This is a genomic window from Chloroflexota bacterium (assembly GCA_026389585.1).
Classification (GTDB): domain Bacteria; phylum Chloroflexota; class Dehalococcoidia; order UBA2247; family RBG-13-53-26; genus JAPLHP01.
Window position 1 is genome coordinate 1 of sequence record JAPLHP010000015.1, and the last position, 17,808, is coordinate 17,808.

The following is a 17,808-nucleotide window of genomic DNA, read 5'->3' on the forward strand; positions in this document are numbered from 1 at the left end:
GGAGACGGAGAAGTTCACCACCTACTACGGCTATCCCTATGATACGGACGGCACCAATGCCTCTGTAGGGTACTTCCTGGGCTTTGATGTAGCGGCCACCCCGGAGGGCCGGAAGGCCAGGGAGCCCCTCCATGACGGCACTGTCTCGCCGGTGCAGGGTCAGGACAAGAAGGGACCCAGTGCGGTGCTCAAGTCCGTGAGCAAGGTGGACCCCCTGCTCTCCTGCAACCACCTCTTCAACCAGAGGTTTGCCCCCCATTTCCTGGAGGGAGAGAACCGGGAGGTCTTTGCCAACTACCTCAAGACCTGGGCTGACCTGGGGATACATCACATCCAGTTCAATGTGATCGACCCCGGGATACTGAAGGATGCCCAGAAGCATCCTGAGCAGCATGCCGATCTCATCGTCAGGGTGGCGGGCTATGCCGCCTACTTCGTGGACCTGACCAAGTCACTCCAGGATGATATCATCGCTAGAACGGAACATTCCTTGATAGCATAAAGGGCCATAGGACAGGCAGATCATCGGATTGTAGGCCTCACTGCAAAAGTGAGGCCTACATCGTTTTGTTTTGGAGACCGGGCACCCTGGTTGCCAACGGAGGATCAGGTCGGTTTTGAGCGGATCGTTCTCCTTAGCCAAATTAAGGCGACCACTGTCATTATCGCTGTTATCAAGAAGGAGCAGAGGACAGTCAATTTCTGAACCATGGTTGCCTTTAGAGCGATAGTTGCCAACCAGATGATGGGAGCCAGCCCACCTCTCACCACCGCCCTTAGAGAATCATGGTGGGCAATAAATCTGGCAACGGGAGGGCTGCACTTATAATAGAGGGAAACGAAATATCGCCCTGGAGCATTGGTCACCAGGTATCTGTCTCTGAAATCCCTCAGCACCTGTATTTCGCTGGCCATGGGCGTACCATAAGCAGCGGTGGCGATGAAACACCGAAACTCCTTGATAGCGTAAGGGCTGCTGGATGAAGTTATGCTTCCGCTGTTGGCTGTAATGGTGACGTTGTCGGCAACGGTATTGCACTTGGCCTGAATGTTGAAGGTACCGGAGGCCAGCGTTGTTACATTATCCCCTGTCTCACCGAAGAGGCCGTTACTGTTGCCATCGAAGATCATGCCGGTTGGATCGGACCATAAAGTCACCGATGTCGTATTATCGCTGGTTGCCATGTTGTCATAAGCATCATACGCGATGACCGTAACGGTGAACGACACGCTAGTTTGCTGAGTATCCGAGGCAGAGGTGACCGTGTAGTAGTCGATAGATCCTGCCGTGACGGTCAAAGTAGCATCGCCAGGCAATGCGCCATAGGTACCTCTCACTGTCCAGGTTCCGACCTTCTCTGAGGTGTAGACGTTGTTGGTCCAGTAGCCACCGTCACCTTCCTCCACTATCTGGAAGCTGGTTACACTAGTGACATCCCAGCTATTGAGCCAGGCATCAAAGGCTGTAGCTGTGTGCTCCTGTGTCCCACCGGCAACAACCGTGGCCATTTTGGGTAAGACCCCAATATGGTCGGCTAGGCCAGCTTTGACGGTGAGAGTCAGGCCATAGGCCGGGTCGCCGGAGGAATTGATGCCGTTGTCAGCTACATCTACGGTGGTGGACTCGTCCTTGTAGGCTAGGAGTGTTGTGGCTGCAGCATCATCTGAGACGCCGTTAGTGAAGGTTACCGAAACGGTACTGCCGATGTTCACTCCTCCCACGGTTGGCACTTGTTCGTCCGGTGCTGCCGAGGGGCCGGAGAAGGTGAGGGATTTGGTTCCGCTGTAGTTGATGGCCACATTGCCTCTGGTATCCTTAGCGGTGATGGTGAGTACATTGCTGCCACCAGCCGTCATGGTACCGCCTCCGGTCACCGCGAGGTGATCCACCGGAGCGTAGTAGACTATGACGGGGATCCAGTCCAGATAAAAGTCCCTGGTTGGGTCGTCGGAGTTGCAGGTGACCCTTGCCCGGAAGTTGGCGTTGGAGAATTCACTGGGAATCCAGGAGTGGCCCCATTTATCGGTAGGACCACCCAGGGAGGCCGTGAGCTCGGTGGTGCTCCCAACGTTATCCGTTGCGGCCGATGTCCAACTGGAACCACCGTCCCACGATAAATCCACACTCATACTGTTTGTCCCATCAACACTGTCCAGCCACCAGTGCAGCCGCACTTCGATACCTTCGATGTTTGCATCAGAGAGAATGCTGAAGCCGTAATCGTAGTAAAGATGGCGATCACCAGCGCCATCTACATTGCTGGCTGCGACAGCGTCATCTGCATAGGCGTATTCGGGAGCAGTTTCGAACCCATTCCCACTGGCATTGTCGGCCACGTTTGCAGTTGGGCTTCTCCAGCCAGTGTCGCCTGCCGCAATCTTGCTGCTGTGCACAAATAGCGGAATTACTGCTGCCAGGATCGCGAGCAATAATATTGCCGCAATTTCTCTCAACACCAGTTTACCTTCGCTCATTTTCATAATTGAGTGAAGTATACCACGCAATTGCCGATTTTCTCCATGGTCGGCGTCAGGCTATAGTCCGTGGATTCTACTACGCTTCTTCTCATTCCCACGCCCTTCCTAAGAAGGGGAAATCACTCACGACAACGGTGGCGGCCTTACCGCTCGCGACCTGCCAGTGGTACAATAGCAGAAGACACTATAATCAAGTTACTACAGCGCGTTGGGCAAGATAGATGGAGGGCGTTTTTAACAATGATGGCTCGTGAGGAGGAGCGGGAGAACTGGGCAGCGCCCTGCGGCCTTTATTGCGGGGCATGTTCGATTCGCCTCGCCTATAAGAGGGGTGACTCCAATCTACTGGATCAGATAGCCGAGGTACTCTCGGTGCAGCAGGGGCAGAAGGTACAGGCAAAGGACCTTGCCTGTGAGGGCTGTCTCTCTCCTGAGGTAGTAGCGGTGGTTTGCCGCAACTGTGTCCTTCGGGCCTGTGCCTTGCAGAAAGGTGTGGTGCAGTGCAGTCAATGTCCTGATTTCCCCTGTAAGCAGCTCATCGATTTCAGCAAAGACGGACTCCCCCATCATGGCGAAGTCTTAGAGAATATCCGACGCCGGCAGGAGATAGGTATTGATGCCTGGGCTGAGGAACAGAGGAAGAGATGGTGCTGCCCCGGCTGCGGCTGCAATATCGACTGGTATGCCGCTCAGTGTTCTGACTGCAGCTCTGCACTGACACCCCAGTTCAGTCCCCCGAAGATCTAAGTGCTAAGGCAGGGCAAGAGATTCGAAGTCACAGATACCTGAAGGAGATCACCTTTTCAAGATGAAGACCACAGGAACCTTCAGGCAGATTGAAAGGGGCATCAGTGATGCCGGGTTCTGGCTTGCAACGGCGTTGGGTATCTGCCGCATCGCTTTGGGGAATGAGATTTTGATATTTATCTGGACATGGCACTATCATGGGCCCTGTAATAGTCAGCTAAGGGGGAGGCTCATCTGAAAGGGTTTACCATATTAGTAGTCGATGACGAGGAGCGGATTCTGAACGTCCTTAGAATCAAGCTGAAAGCCTCGGGGTACAGAGTGCTGACAGCTGGCGATGGTTTTGAGGCTCTGGAGCAAGCCCGGGCGCAGGAACCTGATCTGGTAGTGCTTGATTTGTTGATGCCCAAGATGGATGGCTTAGAGATGTTGAAGCAATTGCGCAGCTTTTCGGCAGTGCCAGTAATCATTCTGAGTGCTAAGGGGGCTGACATTGACAGGATCAAAGGTCTGACGGTTGGTGCTGCTGACTATTTGCCAAAGCCCTTTAACCCCGATGAACTGGTAGCCAGAATAGACGCGGTGAGGCGTAGGCTTCGGCCAGCCGGAAGACGCAAGAAAGATGAGACCGTTCGTTTTGGGGATGTGGCTATCGATTTTAACAAGCGTGGAGTTGCCATCAGAGGCGAAGAGAAGCACCTCACCAGGGTTGAATGGCTCTTGCTCAGCGAACTTGTGCAGAATGCGGGTCGCCTTATGCTCTATGAGGAACTTCTTACTCGGGTATGGGGTCCTGAATACTGCAACAATATCCAGATCCTCAGAACATGGGTCAGCCGACTGAGGAGCAAGCTGGAGATGAGCCCCGGGAGTCACAATCTTATTCGTACTGTCCCCAAGGCAGGCTACATCATAGATCAGCCTGCCAGCTAGGAGTGTGTCCGAGTAATACCTGTGCTGAGCGTGGGCGACCTTGATTTTTGACTTCTTCTAGGCACGGCCGACCTATTACTCGGACAGGCTCCTAGGATAGATACCACCAGCCTCAATCCCCTGGGAGTGTGTCCTGGTAGTACCTGTGCTGAGCGTGGGCGACCTTGATTGTTGACTTATTCTAGGCAGGGCCGGCCTATTGCTCGGACAGGCTCCTGAATTGGGCAGTATTGAGAGTTGACGCTGTAGTGGACTAATCAGCTTCCGCTGGGGGCTCTCGCTACCTCGACAAGAACGTCGCCAAAGGCTGCATTAGGTCCCATGATAAATTGCTGCACGGGGTTCAGCTTTTCGTGGGTCAACTGGTTGTGATGACCTTCAATGTAGTGCTGGGGCCACCAACCTTGGGCCATATCCACTACCCCTGGCTTTATGAGTGAGCTAAGCTTGGCTTTCAGTTTAACCTGACCACGGTTGTTGAAGACACGGACCACATCCCCATCCCTGATATTGCGTGGTTCTGCATCCACGGGGTTGATCTCCAGGAGGGGCTCAGGGCTTGCTGTGTGCAAGCTGGGTACATTGGCTAGGCTGGAGTGTATATGTTGCCTGGTAGCTGTTGTAAGCAAAGAGAGAGGGTATTTCTTTGCCTTCTCACTGCGGATGCTCTCCACTGGCTCGATGTAGATCGGCAGTTCCTGCCCGAATCGTTTTAGCCGTTCCACATAGAATTCGATTCTACCCGTCGGAGTGCCCAGTTGTTGTGGTCTCTCCAGAGGCTTCGCCATGATGGGCCCCTTTCTCAGTTGCTCCAGCGAAACACCTTCCATGGTGGGGTGACCTGAGGCAAGGATCTCTTCAATGTATTGCTCTTCTGTCTTGTTGAAGTAATCACCGAATCCCATCCTCTGCCCCAGTTCGGCGGCTATCTGAAAATCGGACTTGGACTCATAGAGTGGCGCTATGGCCTTTTGCTGAAGCTGCAGATAGGTGCTGGAGAGGCTGCTCATGCAGAGATCCGTACATTCATAAAAGGAGGCCGCAGGCAGCACATAATCGGCGTATCTGGCTGAGGCCGTCATGAAAAGGTCGCAGACTACAACTAGTTCCAGATGCCGGAAGAAGTCATCGACAACCCTGTTCATATTAGGCATCTGGTTGACAAAGTTATGGCCGGCACACCAGACCGCCTTTATAGCCAGGGGCTCATTTTTCGTGATAGCATCGTACAGCAGCATCACGGGTATAACGTTGTAGGGCCCCGCTGGCATAAGGAAAGGACGGGAATTCAGCACAAATGTGGATGGCCGGTCAAGGTTGATATTGCCCGTAATTGCTGCCAGTGTGTTTATTGCCCGGCATGCCAGATCACCATAGAAGGTTCTCTGCATTCCCCATCCACGGTAGATGGCAGCCGGCTTATGGGTCGCATAGTTGACTGCCAGGCGCTGGATGACATCAGCGGGGATGTCAGTGATCCCCGACACCCTTTCGGGAGTATAATCGCGGACCATGTCAGCCAACAATTGATATGCAGGTTGGCAGTTGATGCCGGCAATAGAGTACGTGCCCGTGATTGCTGCTTTGGCCTCCCGCGTTTCGCTTCCCTGTCTTCGCCCCGTATACTCGTCCATTATCATGATTCTCTCTGGACTGCCGTCTTTCATCAGATCACTTTCTCTTAAGAACAAGCCGTTGTCATCCTTTACCAGCAAAGGGCCGACGGTATTCTCGGCAATGAATTGTCTATCGCGCAGTCCCTGCTGCATAATGACGTTGATCATGCCGAGCGCCAGCGCGCCATCTGTTCCTGGCCTTATGGCGATGTGCTGGTCAGCGTGGCGGGCTGTGTCGGTGAAACGAGGATCGATGACCACCACTTTGGCCCCCTTCTTTTTCGCCTGCACGATCCTTCTCATATAGTGGTAAACGGTCACTGCTGGATTGTAACCCCAGATAATAATGAACTGAGGGTGGCCAGCAGGCATAAGGTGCGTCCCTCCCATCAGGTGGCCAAAGGTGGCGATGTCAGCGCAGGGACCTGCGGCGTCGCCACAACCCCACCAGTCCACCAGAGTCCCCTTGGTCAAGCTTGCCAACCGTGCATAGCCTCCCCAGGTGAGATTTGACGATTCCGGGGTCATCCAGGCGGTGGCATTGGAACCATATCGATGGGTAATGTCCTTGAGTTTCCCCGAAATCTCATTCAAGGCCTCGTCCCAGGGCACACGTTGCCACTTGCCTTCTCCTCGCTCTCCCGTGCGTTTCATGGGATAACGCAGACGGTCAGGATGATAGACTATCTGGTGTGTGTTTAGCCCCTTCAGGCAGGCCCCTCGATCAGCCTGGTCCGGGAAATCGGCTGGGCGGACCTTGACGATGACCCCATCCTCCACCACAACCGTGAGGCCGCATCCCACAAAATCTGATGTTCTACACACTGTTCGGATCACGGTGTTTCTGCCTGTTGTGTCCATGTAGCCACCTCCTCCGTTGTGCTTGAACTCAGTCCAGGATGACTTCGTCCTGGTAGGCTGGCACCGATACCTTCCAGCCCTTCTTGTTGCTAATCAGGTTTGCAAGAGACTGGGCGCTATCGGGTTCACCATGAGTGACAAAGACGTGCCTCGGGGGGCTTCTCAGGTTAGATATCCATTTGAAAAGGTCGTCCCTATCGGCGTGGGCTGAGAAGCCATCCATCTGAACCACTCGCGCCCTCACAGGATAAGTTTGCCCCAGTATCCTGACCTTCTTGAAGCCGTCGGTAATTTGCCTGCCCAGTGTTCCCACAGCCTGGTATCCTACAAAGAGTATGGTGCTCTCTGGCCTGGTAATGTTTTGGACCAGGTGGTGTTTTATCCTGCCTCCGGTGCACATCCCGGACCCTGCTATGATGATGACCGTTCCTTTGATATGGTTTATCGCCTTGGACTCATCTATTGTTCTGACAAACTTCAGGCCGCGGAAGTCGAAAAGGGAATCCTTTTGGTTGAGGAATTCAGCCATTTTATCGTTTAACAATTCCGGATGGCGTTGGAAAACCTCGGTGACGCTTGTTGCCATAGGGCTATCGACGAAGACCATTAGGTGAGGTATATGGTTCTTGATCAATAGCTTGTTCAGATGATACAGGAGTTCCTGGGCCCTTTCTAGAGCGAAGCTGGGTACTACTATGTTTCCCCCGGCCTTCTGGGTGTAGTTTATGACTTCGGAAAGCCCGTCTTCTACGCTTTGCGTGTCCTCGTGTGTCCTATTGCCGTAGGTGGACTCTATCACGACGTAATCTGCATCATCGAAAAAAGTCGGATCGTGAAGCAATGGCCCACCCCGTCGGCCAATATCTCCGGAGAAGACTATCGTTCTCTCCTGGCCGTTTTGGTTTACCTTGACCTCTACCATAGATGAGCCAAGGATATGTCCTGCATCGTAGAAGGTGGCTTCAATGCCATTGCTGATCGGTATCGCCTCCTTATATCGTAGCGGCGACAGCAGTGGCACAACTGCCCTCGCATCATCCTCGGTATAGAGCGGGATCTCAGGATGCGGTCCTTTTCTACCCTCACGTTCATGTCGTTTTCGCTTGAACTCAGCATCCTCTTCTTGCAGGTGGGCGGAATCCATGAGGACAATCTCGGATATCTCTGCTGTGGCAGCAGTACAGTAGACTTTGCCGTGGAATCCCTCCCGGACTAGCTTAGGCAGGAGGCCACAGTGGTCAACGTGGGCATGAGTTAGCAGCAGGGCATCTATGGACTCAGGTGAAACTGGGAAAGGTTCCCAGTTTCTTTCTTTCAGATTCCTCTCTTGAAATAGCCCGCAGTCAACCAGGAGTCTGGTATCATTAGCCTCCAACAGGTATTTGGAGCCGGTAACGTTCTGGGCTGCTCCCAGAAACTTCAGCCTAGTGGGCACTCTTCTCTCTCCTGCTGCCCCATCTCCATTCGCTTCACAATCGTAGCGAAAACTAAGTTAGTAGTAATCTAGATGTTCGGGCTGCTGGCTCACAGTCTACAGCTTTCGTTTCCTGCTCGTCCACAGTGATCTAAGGCATTTTGCCGGAGGTGAACTCTCAGAAAACAGTGGCCCGGCAGGGCTTTACTTGCTGGGAGGCTGGAATGTCCCATTAAAAGCAACCAGGAGATTGGTGGCAGGGGGATGCGAGCATCAAGTTACATTGACTGTTGGATACTGAGCTTCTATTGATGATCAGACTGCAATGTCCGGGCTGCCTCAATGAAAATCTCTGTTCCCTGAGCCACGATCTGGAGCTGTGCTGGTGTCATCACCTTCAGGAGGCGCTCCACCTGTGTCTGGCCCGATTGCCATAGTCGGCTGGTAAATTCTTGTCCCTCGCTGGAAAGACGGCACATGACCACACGGCGATCCCCCGGGAAGCTCTCTCTGGTAACAAGGCCTCTTTCTACCAGGCGGTCCACAACACCTGTGGCAGTAGCTAGAGTGACCCCCAAACTCGAAGCGATTTCGCTCATCCGCGTAGGACCTTCCTTGGAAAGCATGAGCATGACTTTTAACTGCGGCATGGTGAGATCTATAGCGAGCCATTCCTTGGGTATGATAGGACGCAATGCCTGCTCGAGCTGCCCTAGCTTTTCATGTAGATTAAGAACGTATTGAACAAGCTCTGCCTTGTCTGTGTTAATTATCATACTGCGGACTCTCCACCATTCATTATTTTGTTTGAATCATATAATTGATGTGATGCAAATTATACCCCGAAGGAAAACCATTTTGCAAGTGGTGAAGTGGTTTTCACAGAGGGGCCGGCAACGCAGAGCCGGCAACGCAGAGTATTGACAACTGACCATGTAATTGCTATAATGCAAATAGTTTGGATAATATAAAGTTCTTGCAGCAGGACTAATGGGCTTGTTGAGAAGCAGGGGTGGGAACATTTTGGAGGAGAGGACAATATGCTTGTACTGATTACTGGCGGAGCCGGCCGATTGGGGACCAATGTATGTAAGATTCTGTTGCGGGACGGATACCAGGTGCGTGTGTTCGATCTGGACACGCCGCGCAATCGGAAGAGCGTCAAAGAACTTGGGAGGGGAGCCGAAATCCTGTGGGGGGATATTACGTCGTCTGGTCTGGTTCGGAAGGCGATGGAGGGGGTGGGTGCAGTTGTTCACATGGCTGGCATCTTACCGCCTTTGGCTGACGAGAAACCGGAGTTGGCCGCGAAAGTCAATGTCGGTGGTACTGCCGTGGTTGTTGATCTGATAAAAGAAAATGGTGGCCACATACCGTTCGTGTTTACTTCATCAGTGGCAGTGTTTGGCCCTACGCCGGGAGCCATGCGGCCCATAAGCGCAGATAAAGATGACCCGCAGCCGAAGGACATGTATGGCAAGACCAAATTGCAGGCGGAGGCCCTGATCAAGGGGTCGGGGATTGACTATGTGATACTGCGCCTGTCGGCATCTATGTATACGGTGTTTGAACCTAGCGATGTCAGGCGCATGTTCACTATTCCACTCAATAACCGGGTGGAGATGTGCCACCCGGATGATGTGGCGCTGGCAATACTGAATGCCATCAAGAATTTTGAGGCGGCAAAGGGAAACACTCTGGTTGTTAGCGGCGGGCCTACCCAGCGGATGCTGTACAGGGATATGCTCAATGGTATTCTGGGAGTTCTCAAATTACCTACGCCGCCGGCAAACAAGTTTGTCCAGGAGCCTTACTATCTGGACTGGTATGATACTGGTAAGTCCCAGGAACTGCTGCGCTTCCAGCAGAAGACCTTTGGTGACTACCTCCAGGACTATTCCAGGGCACTATCCAGGAAGTTTTCCCCCCTCTTCTTGCCATTCATGTGCTACTTCGTGGGGCCGTTGTTCGGGAAGGCTATTGTTCGATTCATGTAGATATTTCTGCACCGCGTTGAATCGGGGTTGTCCCGTGTAGCTTGTTTCAAGGTCATCCAGGCTGCTAAAGGGGTATTCTATCAGGAGGCTGATGTTTGTACATCGGCCTCTTTTCTATGATAGAATTAGAAATTCGGCTGATAACATGTGGCAGGTTACCAGAGGACAACGTGGCAGAAACGGAAGTCTCTGGGACCCGCCCGGCAAGAACAACACACTCGAACTAGTCATCACAGTCCATCACATACCACACCGTTCAATGCTTGTAGTTGGTTTTGACGACAGATTATGGGAACTGAAAGGGGCGTTCAATGTGGCATTTGACTAAGTTAGCTCTACGCAACCGGCTGGTGACTCTTGGAATAGTAGCCGTGCTGGCCGGAGTCTCCATTTGGGCTATTTTCGGTCTCCAGATGGAGTTGATACCTGATATCGAGTTCCCATACGCCACCGTGGTCGCTTCCTATCCGGAAGCCCCGCCGGACGAGGTAGCCAGCCAGGTCTCTTCCCCTATCGAGAATGTTATCTGGGAACGCTGGAATGGAAAGGGCCTGAAGCATGTATCTTCGACCTCCGCAAACAGCATCTCCTTCATCGCTGCCGAATTCGAATTTGGCACCAGCATGGATGAGGTAACAGAGACTATCCGCCAGGACATCAGCGGACTGACCCTCCCACCTGAGGTGCTCTACCGAGTCGAGCCGATCAATCTAACGACCATGATGCCGTTGGTGACTTTCAGCCTCAGCGGAGATATTCCTCCCGATCAGCTAAAGGAGATTGCCGACTCCCAGATCGTGCCTAAACTGAGCGCTATCAAGGGCGTTCTCAGCGTGGAGACTCAGGGTGGTGAGAAGGAGCAGATCATCATTGCCCCCGACCCTGAGAAGATGAACCAGTATGGCATCTCCGTGTTGCAGATCATCAGTTATCTTCAACGTCAACCTGAATATGCTTCTCTAGCCGACATCGAAAATACCTCGCTGGGAACGGACAATGTTGTACTTAGACAAATAGCTGGGGTTGGCCAGGGGCCAGCACCGATGGCAGTAGTCACACGCACCGACGGCCAGCCCAGTCTGACCATAAATGTGGTGAAGGACGACACGTCTAACACTGTTACTGTGGCCAATGCCGTGGTGGCTGAAGCCGATAAAATAGGGAAAGACCTTGGTAGTGAGTTGAAACTCACCACTGTATCTGACCAGTCGGATTTCATTGAGTCCAGTGTAAGTTCACTGGTGGAAAAGGCGTTGGTCGGCGGCGCTCTGGCGATAGTGGTGGTCTTTCTCTTCCTGATGGCGGTGCAGGCTTCGCTGGTCACTGCCATATCCATCCCGTTGAGCATGTTGTTCGGTTTTCTGGCTATGCGCTTGTTCGATATAACCATTAACATTCTGACCTTGAGTGCCATGTCTATTGCGGTGGGTCGTTTGATCGATGACAGCATTGTCATGGTAGAAGTCATATACCGCCGTCTCCAGCAGGGCGAGGGCTTCAGGGAAGCGGCTATTGGCGGCGCCAAAGAGGTGGCGACGCCAATCACAGCAGCTACTCTGGCAACGGTGGCTATCTTCCTGCCGCTCATGTTTGTGGGCGGCATCGTAGGCCAGATGTTTATACCCTTTGCCCTAACGGTAACCTTCGCCATGCTCGCCTCGCTGCTGGTGGCTTTGATGGTGGTGCCGACCCTGTCCAAATTCCTGGTGAGCGGGAAGGCCAAGGCCAGGGCCCGGGAGACCCGGTACGAAAGGGTGTACACCCGCCTTTTGAAGTGGGCACTCGGACACCGCGCTCTCACCCTAATCATTGCTGCAGTGCTCTTCGTAGGCAGCCTGGGTCTGCTGCCGCTCATCGGTACCTCATTCATGTCAGGCATGAGCGAGAAGATGCTGATTGTGGATATACAGATGCGACCAGGGACCGATATCGGGGTTACCAGCGGGATAGCGGCTCAGGTAGAGGCACTCTTGGACGGCAACAAGGAGATCAAGAACTACTACACTACTGTTGGCACTTCCGTCTCTCTGACGGGTGCTTTTAGTGCTGCTTCGGGCGGAGGTGACAACACCGCTTCGATCAATGTCTACCTTGACCCCAAGGCTGATATGGACAAGGAAGCTGGAGCCCTGCGCCTGGCCATCCAGGGGATACCAGGGGGCGAAGGAATAGCAGTCTCCACCGGGTCGGGAGGTGGGGCCGAGATGGGGTTCTCCGGCGTGGACATCTCGATCCAGGGTAAAGATCAGGATGCCATTGCCAGGGTCAGCGGCGAGCTTTATACCCAACTTCAGGGGGTAGCTGGGGTGGCCAATCTGGAGAACCAGCTAACCAGGGTGGTGGGCAAGCTCGATATCAAACCAAATGACACCAAGTTGGCAGCCCTGGGGCTGTCTGATGCGCAAGAACAGCAACTGGAAGATGAACGCGACCTTTTGATGAAGGGAGGCGGACGCAGTGTGCCCGGCGTGCAGGCGAACATCAATGGAGCGAGCCACGCCGTCTTTATTAAAGGGGTGGAGATAGGCATCGTGGGGGAGGCTGAAACACTGAGAATAGGCTGGCCTTCTGTAGCCCTGGCTGACGTCGCCGACGTGACACTTTTGCAGAGGCCGACTCACATTGGGCATACCGACCTGAGCCTCTCAGCGACTATCAGCGGGGCGGTGACTGCGAAGGACGTAGGCGCAGTTAACCAGGCAGTTCAAGAGAAGATCGACAATCTATCACCGCATGATGGTGTAGAGGTAAAGATGGGTGGTGTGGCTGAGGAGATGAGCAACACCTTCTCTCGCATGGGTATTGCCATAATAGCTGCTATCTTCATTTCTTTCCTGGTAGTGGTGATCATGATGCGCTCTGTATTGAATCCGTTGATTATCATGGTCAGCCTGCCTCTGGCATCGATCGGTGCTTTGCTGGGATTGGTCATCAGTGGCTACACACTGGGTGTATCGGGGATGATGGGTATGTTAATGTTGATAGGCATCGTCCTGACCAACGCTATCGTGCTTATTGCCGTGGTGGAACAACTGCGTCACGGTGGTATGAGTAGCTACGATGCCCTGATTCAGGGAGGGCAGACCAGGCTGCGCCCGATCCTGATGACGGCGCTGACTACGATTTTTGCCATGGTTCCACTGGCTTTGGGAGTAGGCTCAGGCACCATCATAGCTGCTGAGCTGGCAGTGGTGGTCATTGGCGGTCTATTCAGCTCCACACTGCTGACCCTGGTAGTGATACCGGTGCTCTATAGCCTGACCGATCGTTTTCGTCGGCAGCCCGCTTCCAAGTCCGATTCTGCCGCGTAGGGCGCGTCCTGATAGAAACGCTTGAACAGGGGCGAACGTCATGATGACAGGCTCTTATGTGTCATTCGCTTTGTGAGGAGGAGACCCTTCGGCTTCGCTCAGGGTGACATACTGCCCACTATGTCATTCTGAGCGAAGCGAAGAATCTCGGTTGTCCTTAATCCATGGATTGCCGCGCCTTCTCCTCTCTCGGCTTGGAGAATGGCTCGCAATGACAACTTCACTCTTATGTCATTCCCACGAACGTGGGAATCCAGGAGGGGATATCTGCAATTCCCTCTCCCTTGGATGGGAGAGGGCCAGGGTGAAGGTGATGTTCCCCCCCCTCCCTCTAACTCCCTCCCGCCAGGGGAGGGAGAATGGGTGGATTCCCGTTTGCACGGGAATGACAGGGTCTTAGGTGTCATTCGCTTTGTGAGGAGGAGACCCTTCGGCTTCGCTCAGGGTGACAAAGATATAGATATCAGGGTGACAAACATATAAATGTCATTCTGACATATCGCCCACTGTCATGATGGCAGGCTCCCAGGTGTCATTCTGAGCGCAGCGAAGAATCTCGGTTGGCACGCTTACTTGTGCAACCAGGCAGTAGTAGTTATCCTTCATAGACAGACCAGGATGCAAAGGATAAAGCCGTGAAGACAACCAGCAATGCCAATGGGTCAGATATTGTCAAAAGACATTTCACCACTGATGTGGAGGCTCTGCGGAAAGAGGTGATTATTGAGCCCTATAGGGCTGCTGGACCAGGCGGTCAGAGAAAGAATAGGAAGGAAACGGCTATCCGTTTGACGCACGTCCCTTCCGGTATCACGGTTGTTGCCTCAGAGCGCCGTTCCCAGGCGATGAACCGTGAAGTTGCTTTTGAGAGACTCCTAAAGAAATTATCAGAACTGAATCGGCCCCGAAAACGGCGGGTCCAAACCAGGCCGTCTGCGAGTGCTATCCGGGCCAAGGAAGAAGAAAAGGAGAAGCGATCCCGGAAGAAGGAATTGAGGGGAAAGATAGATAGTTCAGGCGAACTGAATTGATGTCAGGGATTAGATGCCGGCGATTCAGGGTGGGTGAGCGAAAACCAGGGAGCAGCCAGGGCTCGTACAGGCGGGGGATGTTCTTGTTCTTGGAGTGCCCAGAAAGTTCCAGACTTCAGGTAGCGCCTGTTATGCAAGAGCAGGCGTTCCGGTATTTCTCGGCCTCCCTGCGGATCAGTTCTATGACATGATCAGGCTCAAGCCTGCCATTGCGGACTGCCTCTACCCAGGGACCGACGGCAGTAATGAACTCGGGGCAGGCCTCTCCGAGGGGTGGGCTATCCAGTGACCTCAGTTTCTGGTTGTCCTGGGAATTCATGGCCCAGAAGCAGTCAACGAAAACATCTCTCAGCTCTATGACCACGGATCGGTGCATGGCATCAAAGCGGTGACAGAAGTGCAATCGGCAGACCAGCGGCCTATAGGCGTAGATGGGGCACTGGCTGAACTGCGGGGCATAGATCTCACAGCCGATGTCATTGCAGCAGATGCCCCCGCAACCGGAGCATATCTGTTCTTCCTTACCAAAATGCTCCAGCTTTACTACTGCCATCGTTACCTCTTCCCCGAAGAGATGCCTCACCTCCTCATCAGTTACCAGAGCAATCTGGGCAAATTGGCTGACCTGATTCAGGAAGTTCCCAAAGGCTTTCCCTTTGTTCATCTCTTGTGGTTCTTTCATTCGAACAGTTGTTCCCCCGGTGGCAGTAACAGCATATTGGCCTTATTAGCGTTGTGTCAATGGGCGGGGTGTTGACAAACTATTGTATTGTCGTTATATTATTAACAGTTTGCATTATGCAAATGTATTGGATGGGGCGAATAGCTGAGGAGCCTTAGATGAAACCCGAAATGACAAAAGATGAACTTGTTGAAAACACTCTGCAGTTGACGGAGAAGGCATTCCGTGAACTGTTTCCTATATTGCCTAAGGAGTGGCTGAGCCTGGACCTGACCACATCCCAGCTCAAGGTGGTGCTTCTTCTGTTCATGAATGGTCCGTCGCGGATGAGTATTATCGCTTCTTCATTGGGTGTCAGCCTGGCCACAGCGACCGGAGTGGTTGATCGTCTGGTAGAAAAGGATATGGTCTTGCGGGAAGGTGATCCAAACGACCGGCGCATAGTTCAGTGTCGCCTTTCGGATAAAGGAGAAAACCTGATAACAGGGCTGTGGACTTTGGCACGCGACCACGCCAAGGTGCTTTTGGAGGTACTCGATCAACGAAAGCTGCAGCTACTTAATGAAGCGATTCAGGCACTCCTGGAGGCTGGAGATGCAACCAGGGAAGTGCTCCAGGGCAACCACACAATCAAGTAGTGGGAAACTGCATAATGACCTCGTGAAAGGGTTCACCCCCCTTTCTAAAGCAGGAGGCGGGATTTGATCCGTCTCCTGCTTTTGGTTTATGGATTTTAACCTTCAGTCCCAGCTTTTGGCCGTCTTCTAAAGAGTAGCCAGCTCACCACGGCCAGCGCCACCACTCCAGCGGCGATGCCACCGATGACAGGCGGGGTCAACCACGAAGAATGCCCATTGGTGGCAGGAGGTTGCTGGCCACTGGTAGTGGTAGTAAAAGAGGTCTCATCGGAATAGCTGGACCAGTTGCCATAGCTATCCTGGTATCTCACATGCCAGCAGTAGGTGGTATTATATGCCAGAGTATCTGAAGGTATAGATATCTGGGTCAAGTTGGAGGTATCAGCACCGCTATTGAAAACAGGGCTGGAGTAGTCCCCCCGGGTGGTGGTTACCTGCCACTGAGAGGCATGATGACTGTCGGTTGATTCCGGATCGGAGAAAGCAGAGGATTGCAGCGTTGGGGTCAGGCTGACATCCGTGGCTCCATCCTGGGGTGAACTATTGCTGGGTTTATCCGGTGCCGAGGTTGGCAGAGTGCTGTAGGCTATATCTATATCTCCCTGCGTGGTGGACTGCTGCCACACCACATGGGCGTTTCCCGAGGCATCAATGGCAATGCTCGCCTCGGTGGCCACCAGCGAGTTCAGTGATATGTTTGGCCAGGTAAACCATTCACCGTTGTCTTGCCTGATATCATAGCCGATGCTCCATATAGGGTACCCATCAGTGGTTTGACGGGTATTGTCATACCACACCACCTGCGGCTTCCCGGCGGGGTCCAGGGCTATATCAGGATGGCAAAACATGATGCCCTCAGTGGACGACGGGAGGATGTTCTCCGGTTGGGCCAACCAGCTCCCGCCGGACCTGGTGTTGTACTGAGGGCGAATATCTGTGGCGTACTCATCATAAGTGTCTTCCCATACCACATGAGGATTATTCTCACCATCAACTGCGATGCGGGGATGTGCCGAAGGTCTCTGGCTGTTGGAGATGTTCACGGGCGCCGACCAGCCGCCATCGCTGGGCTTGGCGGCGTATAATATGTCCAGATATCCGCCGGTGATTTGGAGGGAACTATCCTGCCAGACGACATGCAGGTTCCCTTCGCCATCAATGGCGATACTGGGGGAGTCTGACCCTCCCTGATTGTTGGAGATATTCTGTGTTAGCCAGTCAGCCTGGCCGGACCTGGCGGCGTATTTAATGCCGGCATTCCCCCGGGTCAACTCTTCCTTCCACACCACTTGAGGGTTCCCCTGGGCATCAACGGCGATATCGGGGGCACTTGAATTATCTGAGCTACCCGTTATCTTCTGCGGCGCGGACCAACTGCCATCGCTACTTCTAAGAGCCCAGAAGATAGCGGATTCCCCGCCGATGGAGTCTTCCCAAACCACGTGCAAGCTGCCCTGGTGGTCAACGGCAATGCGAGGGTCTCCGGGAGCGGCTGAAGTGCCCGGTATGCTCTGCGGCGCCGACCAGTCAGCATCGCTAACAGACCGGGTACTGCAAAGGAGGCCGCTGCTGCCTGTGGTATCATCTTTCCACACCACATACAGGTTTTCCTGGCCATCAACAGCAATGCTGGGAACTTGCGAATTGCCGTGATTGTTGGAGATGTTCTGCGGAATGGACCAGACAGTACCTTGCGCGGCAAAGCCGGCGCTGCCTGGCAGCAAACCAACCGTGGCCCAAAGGGCGAGCAGCAAAATGGCTAATACTTTACCCAATGTCCTGGCCTCCTCTTCATATAGAAGTATCCTCGGATTGTGGTGGCTATTATAGGCCAGGGGTGGGGGGCGGTCAAACGATTGATGGGTGGCGGCTCTGTTGTTGTCCAGCGAAAATGTCACCCTAATTGTTCAGCGAATTTGTCACCCCTTGTCATAAAGAGCCTTGTAAGATCTGCGCCATGGATGATGCGGACCTGGCTTGTGTCCATTACTGCGGAGCAGGCGTTTGACCATGACGTCAGATGTTGGCCTGTTGGACCGCAGCTGGCCGCTATCGGGTGGTGCCTCCGTAGTAGGCAAGCGCTGTCCCTTATAGTACACG

General features: G+C 53.4%; 16 protein-coding genes. 9 read left to right on the plus strand and 7 right to left on the minus strand.

The features are described 5' to 3' along the window. Positions 1–502: hypothetical protein (locus tag NTZ04_01155; protein MCX5990932.1), on the plus strand; the 502-nt coding region annotated here is incomplete at its 5' end. A 104-nt stretch (positions 503–606) separates the two neighbouring features. Here the strand turns inward: NTZ04_01155 and NTZ04_01160 are convergent. Further along, positions 607–2,475, minus strand: coding sequence for a hypothetical protein (locus tag NTZ04_01160; protein MCX5990933.1), 1,869 nt, complete (start codon positions 2,473–2,475; stop codon positions 607–609). 243 nt (positions 2,476–2,718) lie between these two features. Between NTZ04_01160 and NTZ04_01165 the strand changes: the two genes are divergently transcribed. From NTZ04_01165 to NTZ04_01175, 3 genes are all read left to right on the plus strand, one after another. Further along, positions 2,719–3,225, plus strand: a complete 507-nt coding sequence (locus NTZ04_01165) for a DUF3795 domain-containing protein (GenBank protein MCX5990934.1) — start codon at positions 2,719–2,721, stop codon at positions 3,223–3,225. A gap of 61 nt (positions 3,226–3,286) precedes the next feature. Then, positions 3,287–3,463, plus strand: a complete 177-nt coding sequence (locus NTZ04_01170) for a hypothetical protein (protein MCX5990935.1) — start codon at positions 3,287–3,289, stop codon at positions 3,461–3,463. A gap of 11 nt (positions 3,464–3,474) precedes the next feature. Then, positions 3,475–4,158 (plus strand): response regulator transcription factor, encoded by a 684-nt coding sequence (locus NTZ04_01175; GenBank protein MCX5990936.1) that lies wholly within the window; start codon positions 3,475–3,477, stop codon positions 4,156–4,158. Between the two features lie 257 nt (positions 4,159–4,415). Here NTZ04_01175 and NTZ04_01180 read toward each other — a convergent pair whose 3' ends face one another. From NTZ04_01180 to NTZ04_01190, 3 genes are all read right to left on the minus strand, one after another. Further along, on the minus strand, positions 4,416–6,635 hold the full coding sequence (locus NTZ04_01180) for a molybdopterin-dependent oxidoreductase (protein ID MCX5990937.1): 2,220 nt from the start codon (positions 6,633–6,635) through the stop codon (positions 4,416–4,418). 28 nt (positions 6,636–6,663) lie between these two features. Then, positions 6,664–8,070, minus strand: a complete 1,407-nt coding sequence (locus tag NTZ04_01185; GenBank protein MCX5990938.1) for an MBL fold metallo-hydrolase — start codon at positions 8,068–8,070, stop codon at positions 6,664–6,666. A gap of 284 nt (positions 8,071–8,354) precedes the next feature. Beyond that, positions 8,355–8,825, minus strand: coding sequence for a MarR family transcriptional regulator (locus NTZ04_01190; protein ID MCX5990939.1), 471 nt, complete (start codon positions 8,823–8,825; stop codon positions 8,355–8,357). Positions 8,826–9,089: 264 nt separating this feature from the next. Here NTZ04_01190 and NTZ04_01195 point away from each other — a divergent pair, with 264 nt between their 5' ends. From NTZ04_01195 to NTZ04_01210, 4 genes are all read left to right on the plus strand, one after another. After that, positions 9,090–10,046: an NAD(P)-dependent oxidoreductase gene (locus NTZ04_01195; protein MCX5990940.1), complete on the plus strand. Its 957-nt coding sequence runs from the start codon at positions 9,090–9,092 to the stop codon at positions 10,044–10,046. Between the two features lie 91 nt (positions 10,047–10,137). Next, positions 10,138–10,374 carry a hypothetical protein gene (locus NTZ04_01200; GenBank protein ID MCX5990941.1) on the plus strand — a complete coding sequence of 79 codons (237 nt, stop codon included), beginning with the start codon at positions 10,138–10,140 and terminating at the stop codon, positions 10,372–10,374. Beyond that, the gene (locus NTZ04_01205) at positions 10,358–13,357 is read left to right on the plus strand and encodes an efflux RND transporter permease subunit (GenBank protein MCX5990942.1); all 3,000 of its coding nucleotides are present in this window, start codon (positions 10,358–10,360) and stop codon (positions 13,355–13,357) included. The genes NTZ04_01200 and NTZ04_01205 overlap by 17 nt, the downstream gene beginning before the upstream one ends. A 635-nt stretch (positions 13,358–13,992) precedes the next feature. Continuing rightward, positions 13,993–14,388, plus strand: a complete 396-nt coding sequence (locus NTZ04_01210; GenBank protein ID MCX5990943.1) for a peptide chain release factor-like protein — start codon at positions 13,993–13,995, stop codon at positions 14,386–14,388. 115 nt (positions 14,389–14,503) lie between these two features. On the opposite strand, the gene NTZ04_01215 is transcribed toward NTZ04_01210, so the two are convergent. Next, complete coding sequence (locus NTZ04_01215) at positions 14,504–15,070, minus strand: hypothetical protein (GenBank protein ID MCX5990944.1); 567 nt, start codon at positions 15,068–15,070, stop codon at positions 14,504–14,506. Positions 15,071–15,228: 158 nt separating this feature from the next. On the opposite strand from NTZ04_01215, the gene NTZ04_01220 reads away from it, so the two are divergent. Next, the gene (locus tag NTZ04_01220; protein ID MCX5990945.1) at positions 15,229–15,708 is read left to right on the plus strand and encodes a MarR family transcriptional regulator; all 480 of its coding nucleotides are present in this window, start codon (positions 15,229–15,231) and stop codon (positions 15,706–15,708) included. 95 nt (positions 15,709–15,803) lie between these two features. On the opposite strand, the gene NTZ04_01225 is transcribed toward NTZ04_01220, so the two are convergent. Both NTZ04_01225 and NTZ04_01230 read right to left on the minus strand, forming a co-directional pair. After that, positions 15,804–17,483, minus strand: coding sequence for a hypothetical protein (locus NTZ04_01225; protein MCX5990946.1), 1,680 nt, complete (start codon positions 17,481–17,483; stop codon positions 15,804–15,806). A gap of 144 nt (positions 17,484–17,627) precedes the next feature. After that, positions 17,628–17,808: hypothetical protein (locus NTZ04_01230; GenBank protein ID MCX5990947.1), on the minus strand; the 181-nt coding region annotated here is incomplete at its 5' end.

Coding starts and splice junctions, on each gene's coding strand:
- NTZ04_01160 (MCX5990933.1), bottom strand. CDS start 2,475: ATGAGCGAAGGTAAACTGGTGTTGAGAGAAATTGCGGCAATATTATTG.
- NTZ04_01165 (MCX5990934.1), top strand. CDS start 2,719: ATGATGGCTCGTGAGGAGGAGCGGGAGAACTGGGCAGCGCCCTGCGGC.
- NTZ04_01170 (MCX5990935.1), top strand. CDS start 3,287: ATGAAGACCACAGGAACCTTCAGGCAGATTGAAAGGGGCATCAGTGAT.
- NTZ04_01180 (MCX5990937.1), bottom strand. CDS start 6,635: ATGGACACAACAGGCAGAAACACCGTGATCCGAACAGTGTGTAGAACA.
- NTZ04_01190 (MCX5990939.1), bottom strand. CDS start 8,825: ATGATAATTAACACAGACAAGGCAGAGCTTGTTCAATACGTTCTTAAT.
- NTZ04_01195 (MCX5990940.1), top strand. CDS start 9,090: ATGCTTGTACTGATTACTGGCGGAGCCGGCCGATTGGGGACCAATGTA.
- NTZ04_01200 (MCX5990941.1), top strand. CDS start 10,138: ATGTTTGTACATCGGCCTCTTTTCTATGATAGAATTAGAAATTCGGCT.
- NTZ04_01205 (MCX5990942.1), top strand. CDS start 10,358: ATGTGGCATTTGACTAAGTTAGCTCTACGCAACCGGCTGGTGACTCTT.
- NTZ04_01215 (MCX5990944.1), bottom strand. CDS start 15,070: ATGAAAGAACCACAAGAGATGAACAAAGGGAAAGCCTTTGGGAACTTC.
- NTZ04_01220 (MCX5990945.1), top strand. CDS start 15,229: ATGAAACCCGAAATGACAAAAGATGAACTTGTTGAAAACACTCTGCAG.